The organism is Pseudomonas sp. GL_139_B, from assembly GCF_057834475.1.
Window position 1 is genome coordinate 4533805 of the sequence record NZ_CM174403.1, and the last position, 12482, is coordinate 4546286.

Genomic DNA, 12482 nt, shown 5'->3' on the forward strand with positions numbered 1-12482 from the left:
CCTTCAGGGTCGTCGGCGGGTTGTCATCCAAGTTGGGGGCTGCGTTCAGGATTTCAAGGGCTCTTCAATTTTGAAATGGGCGCGAGCCGTCGCAATGGGCTCGGATTCGGTGCTTTGCCAGGCGGCAACGGCCACGTTGGCGACCCGGCGTCCCTGTCGGCACACCTGACATTTGGCCCAGGTATCGCGAAACTGCCCCGCGCGCAGGTAATCGAGGGAGAAGTCGATGATCTTCGGCACCCCGGGTGAGCCAGCGAAAATCAGCAGATGCAGCGCGGCCGAGAGTTCCATGAACCCGGCAATCACGCCGCCATGAATCGCCGGCAATAAAGGGTTACCAATGTTGTCCTTGTTGGCCGGCAGTCGAAACAGCAGGTCATCCCCCACCCGCGAACATTCGACGCCAATCAGTTTGGCGTAAGGAATCAGATGCAAGAGTGAAGCGTAGTCGCCCTTCTCGTGGGCCTCTTGCAGTTGTTCCTTGAAGGAATCGGTCATTGCGCACCTCCGGCGAGGACGCCGCCAAAGCCTTTGGTGCCTTTGATGGCCTTGCCCATGCGCATGAATGTGCCGACGACATGGGCGATGGGTTGTTCGGGATCGTCCTGATAGGCGAAACCGCGAGCGAAGATCACATCACTGGTTACTCGGTAGCATTGGGCGAAACCGTAGACATCTTTATGCGGTTCGGCGGCATGCATGTAGTCGATGCGTAGATCGAGGGTCGGGCAGACTTCAAATTCAGGTAGCACGCACAGGGTCGACATACCGCACGCCGTATCCATCAACGATGTCAGTGCGCCGCCGTGAATCACGCCGGTTTCTGGGTTGCCAACGATTTTCGGGCTATACGGCAAGATGACCGTTAGTCCGTCATTACTGGCACTGTGTACTCGCAACCCGAGGACCTGACAATGCCTGAGCGCTGACAAGAATCGCGTTGCACGCTCAAAAACAGGGTTTTCGGCCATGTGATAAAAAACTCTAGTTAGTGGGGATCTGAAGTCTTGGGAGAAGCAAAAAGTTCCTTATCGAATGACCTTCATTTATTTGAGTGAAATGAGGAACTTATCATTGCAGGCGGTGCTCGAAAGGCCAGTAGTTATTTCCATAAGGAGAAACACCCCATGCGTAAGACTTTAGCTATTGCCTTGATGTTGACCGCTTCCCTCGGTCTCGCTGCCTGCGATAAAAAATCCGAGGACAAAGCTCAAGATGCAGCCAAACATGCTGAACAAGCTCAGCAGGACATGAACAAAGCTCAGGATAAAGTGAACGACGCTGCGAAAGAAAACGCCGAAGCTGCCAAAGCTCAGGCTGAATCGAACGCTGCCGCTGCAAAAGAAGCACCTAAAAACTAAAACAGTTTTTAGCGTGTAAAGAAAACCCGCCAAGTGCGGGTTTTCTTTTGCCTGCCATTTGCTCCGTTAGAGCAAAACGCTTCTAAAAGTCGGACTAATCATTAGTAACAACGAACAGACGAAACCGACAAACCAGACCAGACTGCGCTGCCAAGCCAAATCGCCCCAATAACACAGCAAATAGATAACGCGTGAAATCACAAAGATGATCGCCAGCGAGTCGATCAGCCACCCTTCGGTTTGTGTGGTGTGGGCCATCAACACCCCCACCGCAAACAATATAAAGGCTTCAAAACAGTTTTGATGTGCGGCCACCGCACGGGCGCCGAAGCCGGTAAGTTGCGCCTGTTGCTGACGCGGCTGGTGGTTGTTGTAACTGCCCTGCTCTTTCATCGCCTTGGCCACCGGCATGCGAGCGACATAGATCAGTAATGCACTGATGAACACGCACCAAAACGGAATATTCATTAAGCGGCCTCTTTGATTGCCTCGGGCAAGGGTGCCTCTGTTGGGGTATAGACCATCACATCCAGAACGTCGGAATGAAACTCCCGGCGATACAACACCAGCACTACGCCGGCACTCATCAGCATGAACAGCCACGGACTGACGAACCAGGCCAGCATGGTCATGCCGAAGTAGTAGGAACGCAGGCCGAAGTTGAACTGGTTGGCCGCCATGGAGATGACCCGTGCCGCTCGGGCAGCGAAGGCTTTGCGTTCTTGTTCGGAAACGTGGCGCTCTCCGACCATGGGTGCCGAGCCAATCAGAATCGCCGCAAAGTTGTACTGGCGCATGCACCAGCTGAAGGTGAAGAAGGCATAGACAAACACCAGCGCCAGGCACAGCAATTTGATCTCGGACATGCCTTGTGACGCCTGCTGCACCATCGGAATATCCGCCAACAACGACACCGCCCTTTCGGAAGCACCGAGCACGGTGAGAATACCGGCCAGAATAATCAATGTGCTGGAAGCGAAAAATGAGGCGTTACGCTCCAGGTTACCGACCACGCTGGCATCGGCGATGCGGTTATCGCGCAGCAGCATGCGACGCATCCAGTCTTCGCGGTACAGGTGCAACACGCTGGCCAGACACGCGGTGTCGCGCCCCTTCCACGTGGCATAACGGGTGTAACCGCCCCAGCAGATGACAAACCACAGCGCGGCGAGGATGTGGATCAAATTAGTGTGGATGAACGACATGCAGGTCCTTGTGATGTAAATGCGAAATACTCGCCCCCCCCGGTGGGAGCGAGCTTGCTCGCCAACGCGGTGGGTCAGTCAACATTTGTGTTGAATGATAAGCCGCCTTCGCGAGCAAGCTCGCTCCTACAATGGGTTTTGCAGTGCTTCGACGTTAGCTCAAGGAAAAAGGCACTGCACCTCACCCATAAAAAATGCCCCATATCGATTGATACGGGGCATTTCTGTTTCAGTCAGATGGCCCGCTTGTGGCAGGCCATTCAGCGAGTTACGCCAGCGCTTCTTCGCGTTTGCCCAGCAGGCGATCGCAAACCACTGCGACCACCAAGGTCATGACCGCTGGCACCAGCCACGCCAGGCCCTGCTCGCTCAGCGGCAAGTGAGACAGCTGAGTCGGCATCCAGTCCGCCAGACCCGCGCCCTTGAGCGCGTCGATCATGCCGAAGAGGAACGACACCAGCATCACCGGACCGACAATGCGGCCCTGCTCATGCCAGAAGTCCTTGCAGAAGCTCAGCGCCACCAGGGCGATGCATGGCGGGTAAATCGCTGTCAGTACCGGGATCGAGAAGGCAATCAGCTTGGTGAGGCCCAGGTTGGACACCAGCAAGGAGAACACCGCCAGGATGATGACCAGCGTCTTGTAGGAGAGTGGCAGCACGCGACTGAAGTACTCGGCGCAAGCACAGGTCAAGCCGACCGCTGTCACCAAGCAGGCCAGCGAGATCAGCACGGCCAGGAAACCGCTGCCCAACGAACCGAAGGTATGTTGAACGTAGGCGTGCAATACCGCCGCGCCATTGGTCGCACCGGCGGCCACTTCATGGCTGCCCGAACCAAGGCGGAACAGGCTGACGTAAACCAGCGCCAGGCCCACGCCGGCAATCAGCCCGGCAATGATTGCGTAACGGGTAATCAGCACCGGCGATTCAACGCCACGTGAGCGGATCGCGTTAACGATGACGATGCCGAATACCAAAGCGCCCAGGGTATCCATGGTCAGGTAACCATTGATGAAGCCTTGGGAGAACGGTGCCGCGACGTACTCCGGTGTGGCCACGCCGATATCACCGGCAGGCAACGCGAACGCGGCGATGCCGAGTGCGGCCAGGGCGATGATCTTCAGCGGTGCGAGGAAACGTCCTACGGTATCCAGCAATCGGCCCGGGTAGAGCGAGATGAAGAACACGATCAGGAAGTACACCGAACTGTAGAGGAACAGCGCCAGCGGGCTCTCGCCGGTCAACGGCGCCAGGCCGACTTCGAACGATACCGTGGCGGTACGTGGCGTCGCGAACAATGGGCCAACGGCGAGGTAGCACGCAGCAGCCAGCAGGCCACCGGCGACTTTGCCGATCGGGCTGCTAAGGGCATCCATCGCACCACCCACTTTCGCCAGTGCTACCACCGTGATCACCGGCAAACCGACTGCGGTGATCAAGAAGCCCAGCGCTGCCATCCAGACATTAGGCCCGGACTGCAAACCGACGATAGGCGGGAAAATGATGTTGCCAGCCCCGACAAACAGGGCAAACGTCATAAAACCAAGTGCCAGGATGTCCTGGCCTTTCAACACTTTCATTAAGGAAATACCACACTACTGAATCGGAATTTAGAGAGGGATTTCCCTTGGGGGTGAGGGAAATGCTGTCGATCCGTATAGGACTGACCCTTTAGCGCGTCGCTGCCTTGTGGGCGGCGTTCGCAAAAATGGCGGCTAGCCTAACGAATTCGCCCGAAAAACGCACTGTTAGAGGGCGAACTATCCGATACGCGACGTTTCTGTGTCGCGTTTTTGCATGTTAATGGTTGTCGCCTGTAAGTCCGTCATCGTCGGAACGCCAGAAACGACAAAGGCCACCCGAAGGTGGCCTTTGTTTGGTGAAGCGTGAGTTAAGCGCGAGGCTTACTTCATCGCCCAACCGGTCAGCTCGGACAAAGCCTTGCCGATGTCTGCCAGCGAACGCACGGTTTTAACGCCTGCGTCTTCCAGGGCAGCAAACTTCTCGTCTGCAGTGCCTTTGCCGCCAGAGATGATTGCGCCAGCATGGCCCATGCGCTTGCCCGCAGGGGCAGTCACACCAGCGATGTAGGAAACAACCGGCTTGGTCACGTTTGCCTTGATGTAGGCAGCCGCTTCTTCTTCAGCCGAACCGCCGATCTCGCCGATCATGACGATCGCTTCGGTCTTCGGGTCTTCCTGGAACAGCTTCAGGATGTCGATGAAGTTCGAACCCGGGATCGGGTCACCGCCGATGCCGACGCAAGTCGACTGACCGAAACCGGCGTCAGTAGTCTGCTTGACAGCTTCGTAGGTCAGGGTGCCGGAACGGGAAACGATACCGACCTTGCCTGGCAAGTGAATGTGACCTGGCATGATGCCGATCTTGCATTCGCCTGGAGTGATCACGCCTGGGCAGTTAGGACCGATCAGGATGACACCCAGCTCGTCGCATTTAACTTTAGCGTCCAGCATGTCCAGGGTAGGAATGCCTTCGGTGATGCAGACGATCAGCTTGATGCCGCCGAAAGCAGCTTCCAGGATCGAGTCTTTGCAGAAAGGAGCTGGAACGTAGATCACGCTGGCGGTGGCGCCAGTGGCAGCTACAGCATCTTTCACGGTGTTGAACACTGGCAGACCCAGGTGTTCGGTGCCGCCTTTGCCCGGAGTTACGCCGCCAACCATCTTGGTGCCGTATTCGAGGGCTTGCTGGGTGTGGAAGCTACCTTGCGAACCGGTAATACCCTGGCAGATAACTTTGGTGTCTTTATTGATCAGGACGCTCATTATTTGCCCTCCGCAGCTTTAACGACTTGTTGAGCAGCGTCGGTCAGGCTGGTAGCAGCGATGATGTTCAAACCGCTTTCTGCCAGTACTTTAGCGCCCAGCTCAGCGTTGTTGCCTTCAAGGCGAACAACAACCGGGATTTTCACGCCGACTTCTTTCACAGCGCCGATGATGCCTTCGGCAATCATGTCGCAACGAACGATGCCGCCGAAGATGTTGACCAATACTGCAGCGACGTTAGTGTCGGACAGGATGATCTTGAACGCTTCGGTAACGCGTTCTTTGGTAGCACCGCCGCCTACGTCGAGGAAGTTGGCTGGTTTGCCGCCATGCAGGTTGACGATGTCCATGGTACCCATGGCCAGGCCAGCACCGTTGACCATGCAACCGATGTTGCCTTCCAGTGCTACGTAGTTCAGTTCGAACTTGGCAGCGTGCGCTTCGCGCGGATCGTCTTGCGACGGATCGTGGAAAGTCTTCAGCTTAGGCTGACGGTACATGGCGTTGGCGTCGATGTTGATCTTGGCATCGAGGCAATGCAGATCGCCGTCAGCCTTGATCACCAGCGGGTTCACTTCCAGCAGAGCCAGGTCGTGATCCTTGAACAGCTTGGCCAGACCTACGAAGATCTTGGCGAACTGAGCAACTTGCTTGCCTTCCAGACCCAGTTGGAATGCCAGCTCGCGACCCTGGAATGGCTGAGCGCCAACCAGTGGATCGATAGTGGCTTTCAGAATTTTTTCTGGAGTGTCGTGAGCGATTTTCTCGATGTCCACGCCACCTTCGGTGGAAGCCATGAACACGATGCGACGGCTCGAACGGTCAACGACAGCGCCCAGGTACAGCTCTTTAGCGATATCAGTGCACGATTCAACCAGGATCTTGGTGACTGGCTGACCATTGGCGTCAGTCTGGTAAGTCACCAGACGCTTGCCCAGCCACTGCTGTGCGAATGCCTTAGCGTCTTCTTTGCTGCGAACCAGCTTAACGCCGCCCGCTTTACCGCGACCACCAGCGTGGACCTGGGCTTTGACAACCCACTCGGTGCCACCGATTTTGTCGCAAGCTTCTGCTGCTGCTTCCGGGGTGTCTACTGCGTAACCGGTAGAAACTGGCAGGCCGTATTCAGCGAACAGCTGCTTACCCTGATACTCGTGAAGATTCATGCTTATTACCGTCTTCGTTAGGTACTGCGCATTCGGTGCTGCACTTGTTCAAGTGCCGCACCACCTGTGACTGCTGCTTGCGTAGCTTTCCGGACAACCGGTGCAGCTACGCAAGACTGCGTCCAGCGGATATTCCGCGGTGAGTCTTGCATGCAAGGCTCACGACGGGCCATTCCGCCGTGGTTTCTTATTGTCTTAACGCTTCTTGCGGTTGGCGATGTGGATGGCGCCGCCATTCACAGCCAGAGCGGCTTCGTGCAAGGCTTCAGACAGGGTCGGATGGGAGAAAACCATCATGCCCAGGTCTTCAGCGCTGGTGCCGAATTCCATGCCGATCGCGCCCTGCTGAACCAGTTCTGCAGCGCTCGGGCCTATCACGTGGACGCCCAATACGCGGTCAGTCTTGGCATCGGCGATGACTTTAACGAAACCGCCGGTATCGTTGGCTGCCATGGCACGGCCACTGGCTGCGAACGGGAAGGTGCCAACGTTAACTTCAACGCCTTCAGCCTTCAAGGCCTGCTCGGTTTTACCGACCCATGCGATTTCCGGGTGAGTATAAATAACCGAAGGGATCAAGTCATAGTTCATCTGGGCTTTGTGGCCCTTGATGCGTTCAACGACCATGATGCCCTCTTCCGAGGCCTTGTGCGCCAGCATCATGCCGCGCACCACGTCGCCGATGGCGTATACGCCCGGCACGGTGGTGGCGCAATGATCGTCAACGTGCACGAAACCGCGCTCGTCCAGGGTCACGCCGCAATCAGCGGACAGCAGATCAGTGGTCACTGGACGGCGACCAACGGCTACGATCAGCTTGTCGAAAGTGATGTTCTGTTCGCCCTTGGCATCGGTGTAGTTCACCACGACTTCGTCGCCGTTCACTTTGGAACCGGTAACGCGTGCGCCGAGCTTGATGTCCAGACCCTGTTTGGTCAGGGTTTTCAGCGCTTCCTTGGAAACGGCAGCGTCAGCGGCCATCAGGAAGGTGTCCAGCGCTTCGAGAACGGTCACTTCGGCACCCAGACGGGACCAGACCGAACCCAGTTCCAGACCGATAACGCCAGCGCCGATCACGCCCAGACGCTTAGGTACGGATTGGAATTCCAGTGCGCCAGTCGAATCGACGATCACATTCTGGTCGACCGGAGCCGGTGGAATGTCGATCGGACGCGAGCCTGGAGCCAGAATCACGTTTTCGGCTTCGATGATTTCTACCGAGCCGTCAGGCTTGGTGACTTCAACTTTCTTGCCGGCCAGCAGCTTGCCGTGCCCCTGAATGGAAGTCACACCGTTGGCTTTGAACAGGGTGGCAACACCCGAAGTCAGGCCTTTGACGATGTTGGCTTTACGGCCGACCATTGCTGGTACGTCCATGGTCACGCCAGCGTGGTTGATACCGTGGATCGCGAAACCATCTTGGGCTTCGTGGAACTTCCAGGAGCTGTCCAGCAGCGCCTTGGATGGAATGCAGCCGACGTTCAGGCAAGTACCGCCCAGAGCCAGTTTGCCTTCCTTGTCTGTGTACTTCTCGATGCAGGCCGTCGTCAGACCAAGCTGCGCTGCTTTGATGGCAGCTACATAGCCGCCAGGGCCCGCGCCGATCACTACTACGTCAAATTTCTGCGACATTCAAAAAATCCTCTTTTTTGCGGCAAGCTTGAAGCCACAAGCCTCAAGCCAGGCTGCCCTTTCGTGCAGCCTGGAACCTGAAACCTGCAGCCGCTTCTATCAGATATCCAGCAACAAACGAGCCGGGTCTTCCAGCAGGTTCTTGATGGTCACCAGGAAGGTCACAGCTTCTTTGCCATCGATCAGACGGTGATCGTAGGACAGAGCCAGGTACATCATCGGACGGATGACGACCTGACCGTTGATCGCCATAGGGCGCTGCAGAATGTTGTGCATGCCCAGAATAGCTGCTTGCGGCGGGTTGACGATCGGTGTCGACATCATCGAACCGAAAGTACCACCGTTGGTGATGGTGAACGTGCCGCCGGTCATTTCGTCCATCGACAGTTTGCCGTCACGGGCTTTCTTGCCGAAGGTAGCGATGCCGCCTTCGATTTCAGCCAGGCTCATCAGTTCGGCGTTACGCAGAACCGGCACAACCAGACCACGGTCGCTGGAAACAGCAACGCCGACGTCGGCGTAGCCGTGGTAAACGATGTCGCCGCCGTCGATCGAGGCGTTAACAGCCGGGAAGCGTTTCAGCGCTTCGGTGGCCGCTTTCACGAAGAACGACATGAAGCCCAGGCGTACGCCGTTGTGGGACTTCTCGAACAGGTCCTTGTACTTCGAACGCAGGGCCATGACTTCGGTCATGTCGACTTCGTTGAAGGTGGTCAGCATCGCCATGTTCGACTGAGCTTCTACCAGACGCTTGGCCACGGTAGCGCGAACGCGGGTCATCGGAACGCGCTTCTCGATGCGGTCGCCAGCAGCGAACACAGGAGCAGCGGCAGCAGGCGCTGCAGCCTTGGCAGGCGCGGCAGCTGGAGCGGCTTTTTTGGCAGCAACAGCCGCTACCACGTCTTCCTTGGTCACACGACCGCCTTTGCCAGTGCCGGCAACGGACGCGATGTTGATGCCGTTTTCTTCAGCCAGCTTGCGAGCAGCCGGTGCAGCAACAGGATCGTCTTCGCCTTCAGCAGCCGGGGCAGCCGCTTGTGCCGCGGCCGGAGCGGCAGCTGGAGCGGCAGCAGCAGCGCCACCTGCAACGATGGAGCCCAGGACTTCGTCGGACAGAACGGTGTCGCCTTCGTTCTTGACGATAGCGCCCAGCACGCCGTCAGCAGTCGCCAACACTTCCAGCACAACCTTGTCGGTTTCGATGTCGACGATCAGGTCGTCACGTTTTACCGCGTCGCCCGGTTGTTTGTGCCAGGTGGCAACGGTGCCATCGGCAACCGATTCCGGGAAAGTGGGGGCTTTGATTTCGATAGCCATTATCTGTGTGTCCTTAAATTCGGTTTCAAGTGCGCGAAGGCGTTAAACAGTAAAGGCGTCTTGCAGCAGTTTTTCCTGCTGCTCAGCGTGCATCGATGCATAACCACATGCAGGTGCAGCAGAAGCCTCACGGCCCGCGTACTCAAGTACGAGAGACTTGTTGAGGGTACTGATGCTACGACGCAAGTGGTGTTGGCTGCAGTACCAGGCACCCTGGTTCATCGGCTCTTCCTGACACCAAACGGCATGCTTGGCGTTGGTGTAAGGAGCCAGGACTTCTTTCAAGTCGTCCTCAGGGAATGGGTACAGCTGCTCGATACGCACGACGGCGATGTCGTCACGACCTTCGGCACGGCGTTTTTCCAGCAGGTCGTAGTAGACCTTGCCGCTACACAGAACAATGCGCTCGACCTTTTTCGGGTCTTGAGCATCGATTTCCGGGATCACGGTCTGGAACGAACCTTCGGCCAGATCTTCCAGAGTCGAGATGGCCAGCTTGTGACGCAACAGCGACTTCGGAGTCAGAACGATCAATGGCTTGCGCAGCGGGCGAATAACCTGACGACGCAGCAAGTGATAGATCTGAGCCGGCGTAGTCGGTACAGCTACCTGAATGTTGTGCTCGGCGCACAGTTGCAGGTAACGCTCCAGACGAGCCGACGAGTGCTCAGGACCCTGACCTTCATAACCGTGCGGCAACAGCATGGTCAGACCGCAGAGACGACCCCACTTGTGCTCGCCACTGGTAATGAACTGATCGATAACCACCTGGGCACCGTTGGCGAAGTCGCCGAACTGGGCTTCCCAGATCACCAGCGCATCAGGCGTGGTGGTCGAGTAACCATATTCGAACGCCAGAACCGCTTCTTCGGACAGGAACGAATCGTACATGTCGAAACGTGGCTGGCCGTTGTACAGGTTTTGCAACGGGATGTAGGTGCCCGCATCTTTCTGGTTGTGCAAGACAGCGTGACGGTGCGAGAACGTACCGCGACCGATGTCCTGTCCCGTCATGCGAATCGGGTGACCTTCGAACGCCAGGGTCGCGTACGCCATGGTTTCGGCGTAACCCCAGTTGATCGGCAGGCCGCCGGCTTGCATTTTTTGACGGTCTTCGTAGATTTTCGCGACTTGGCGCTGAACCACAAAACCTTCTGGAATTTCCAACAGCTTGGCGGACAGTTCCTGCAAGGTTTTCAGATCGAAACGCGTGTCGTGACGTGCAGTCCAGGCGTGGCCCAGATACGGACGCCAGTCCACGAACAACTCTTTGTTCGGCTCTTTGACCAGGCTTTTTACAACATGCAGACCGTTGTCCAGCGCGTTGCGGTATTCATCGATTTTCGCCTGAACACGCTCAGCGTCGAGCACACCACCCTGGGTCAGGCGATCGGCATACAGCTCACGGGTGGTGCGCTGCTTGGTGATCTGCTGATACATCAGAGGCTGTGTACCGCTTGGCTCGTCGGCCTCGTTGTGGCCGCGACGACGGTAGCAGAACATGTCGATGACCACATCGCGCTTGAACTGCATGCGGTAGTCAATGGCCAGCTGGGTCACGAACAATACAGCTTCCGGATCGTCACCATTCACATGGAGGATCGGCGCCTGGATCATTTTCGCAACGTCGGTCGCGTACTCGGTGGAGCGCGCGTCCAGCGGGTTGCTGATGGTGAAACCGACCTGATTGTTGATCACGATGTGCACGGTACCGCCGGTCTTGAAACCGCGGGTCTGCGACATCTGGAAGGTTTCCATCACCACGCCCTGACCTGCAATTGCAGCGTCACCGTGGATGGAGATCGGCAGAACCTTCTCACCGGTCGGGTCGTTACGACGATCCTGACGGGCGCGAACCGAACCCTCGACCACTGGAGAAACGATTTCCAGGTGGGACGGGTTGAACGCCATGGCGAGGTGAACTTCACCGCCAGTGGTCATCACGTTGGATGAGAAGCCCTGGTGATACTTAACGTCACCGGAACCCAGCTCGACCTTCTTCTTACCTTCGAACTCGTCGAACAACTCGCGCGGGTTCTTGCCGAAGGTGTTGACCAATACGTTCAGACGACCACGGTGGGCCATGCCGATGACGATTTCCTTGGTGCCGTAGGAGCCGGAACGCTGGATCAGCTCGTCGAGCATTGGAATCAGGCTTTCGCCGCCTTCCAGACCGAAACGCTTGGTACCCGGGTATTTGGTGCCCAGGTATTTTTCCAGGCCTTCGCCGGCGGTCACGCGCTCGAGCAAGTGGCTCTTGATGTCGGCGGAGTACGTCGGACGACCGCGCACGCTTTCCAGACGCTGCTGGAACCACTGGCGCTGCTCGGAATCGGTGATGTGCGTAAATTCAGCGCCGATGGTGCGGCAATATGTCTGCTGCAACGCTTCGTGAATTTCGCGTAGGCTCGCTTCCTCTTTGCCGATGAACAGGTCGCCGGCACGGAAGGTCGTATCAAGATCGGCATTGGTCAAGCCGTAATGATTGATCGACAGGTCTGCAGGTGCAGGACGCTGCCACAGCCCCAGCGGGTCAAGCTGGGCTGCCTGGTGGCCACGCATACGGTAGGCCTGGATCAATCGCAGCACTTCAACTTGCTTCTTCTCGTGCTCACTGCTCACGCTGCCGGCGGAAACCGGTTGGGCGCGGCGCTGGTTCTTTGCCAGCAAGACGAAATGATCGCGAATTGTGGAGTGCGAAACATCGGTAGCAGTGTTGCCATCAGCCGGCAACTTCTGAAAGTAGGTGCGCCACTCTTCTGGCACAGCGTTAGGGTCGTGCAGGTAGAGCTCGTAGAGCTCTTCCACATAGGCAGCGTTACTACCGGACAGGTAGGCGCTGTTCCACATGCGCTGCATCACGCTTTCTTGCATGCTTGGTCACCCTCGGTTAGGGGAACACCACCGGCGTCGACACCGAGCACGCTTGCAGAAGTCCGAATGCAGCGACCAAAACAAGCCACTTAGGATCACGCTGATAGTCCGGGTACCAGCCCGGATGCCCCTGCTTGTC

11 protein-coding genes are annotated in these 12482 nt (G+C 57.1%); 1 reads left to right on the forward strand and 10 read right to left on the reverse strand.

The features are described from left to right. Positions 1 to 45: 45 nt before the first annotated feature. Complete coding sequence (locus AC3ISI_RS20705) at positions 46 to 498, reverse strand: PaaI family thioesterase (RefSeq protein WP_489333572.1); 453 nt, start codon at positions 496 to 498, stop codon at positions 46 to 48. Continuing rightward, positions 495 to 971: a PaaI family thioesterase gene (locus AC3ISI_RS20710; RefSeq protein ID WP_489333573.1), complete on the reverse strand. Its 477-nt coding sequence runs from the start codon at positions 969 to 971 to the stop codon at positions 495 to 497. Before AC3ISI_RS20710 ends, AC3ISI_RS20705 begins: the two co-directional genes overlap by 4 nt. 156 nt (positions 972 to 1127) lie before the next feature. Here AC3ISI_RS20710 and AC3ISI_RS20715 point away from each other — a divergent pair, with 156 nt between their 5' ends. Continuing rightward, positions 1128 to 1361, forward strand: a complete 234-nt coding sequence (locus AC3ISI_RS20715) for a hypothetical protein (protein WP_477792793.1) — start codon at positions 1128 to 1130, stop codon at positions 1359 to 1361. Between the two features lie 66 nt (positions 1362 to 1427). On the opposite strand, the gene AC3ISI_RS20720 is transcribed toward AC3ISI_RS20715, so the two are convergent. The 8 genes from AC3ISI_RS20720 to AC3ISI_RS20755 form a co-directional block, all read right to left on the reverse strand. Further along, entirely contained in the window at positions 1428 to 1829 is a 402-nt protein-coding gene (locus AC3ISI_RS20720; protein ID WP_489333574.1) for an MAPEG family protein, read from the reverse strand. Further along, positions 1829 to 2566 carry a DUF599 domain-containing protein gene (locus AC3ISI_RS20725; RefSeq protein ID WP_489333575.1) on the reverse strand — a complete coding sequence of 246 codons (738 nt, stop codon included), beginning with the start codon at positions 2564 to 2566 and terminating at the stop codon, positions 1829 to 1831. Before AC3ISI_RS20725 ends, AC3ISI_RS20720 begins: the two co-directional genes overlap by 1 nt. Positions 2567 to 2834: 268 nt before the next feature. Continuing rightward, entirely contained in the window at positions 2835 to 4148 is a 1314-nt protein-coding gene (brnQ, locus tag AC3ISI_RS20730) for a branched-chain amino acid transport system II carrier protein (protein WP_489333576.1), read from the reverse strand. Between the two features lie 324 nt (positions 4149 to 4472). After that, the gene (sucD, locus tag AC3ISI_RS20735) at positions 4473 to 5354 is read right to left on the reverse strand and encodes a succinate--CoA ligase subunit alpha (RefSeq protein ID WP_489333577.1); all 882 of its coding nucleotides are present in this window, start codon (positions 5352 to 5354) and stop codon (positions 4473 to 4475) included. After that, on the reverse strand, positions 5354 to 6520 hold the full coding sequence (sucC, locus tag AC3ISI_RS20740; RefSeq protein WP_007898980.1) for an ADP-forming succinate--CoA ligase subunit beta: 1167 nt from the start codon (positions 6518 to 6520) through the stop codon (positions 5354 to 5356). The genes sucD and sucC overlap by 1 nt, the downstream gene beginning before the upstream one ends. Before the next feature lie 195 nt (positions 6521 to 6715). Next, on the reverse strand, positions 6716 to 8152 hold the full coding sequence (lpdA, locus tag AC3ISI_RS20745) for a dihydrolipoyl dehydrogenase (RefSeq protein ID WP_489333578.1): 1437 nt from the start codon (positions 8150 to 8152) through the stop codon (positions 6716 to 6718). Positions 8153 to 8251: 99 nt separating this feature from the next. After that, a complete protein-coding gene (odhB, locus tag AC3ISI_RS20750) occupies positions 8252 to 9469 on the reverse strand; it encodes a 2-oxoglutarate dehydrogenase complex dihydrolipoyllysine-residue succinyltransferase (RefSeq protein WP_489333579.1) in 1218 nt (405 codons plus the stop codon). Positions 9470 to 9511: 42 nt separating this feature from the next. Then, the gene (locus tag AC3ISI_RS20755; protein ID WP_489333580.1) at positions 9512 to 12343 is read right to left on the reverse strand and encodes a 2-oxoglutarate dehydrogenase E1 component; all 2832 of its coding nucleotides are present in this window, start codon (positions 12341 to 12343) and stop codon (positions 9512 to 9514) included. Positions 12344 to 12482 lie beyond the last annotated feature (139 nt).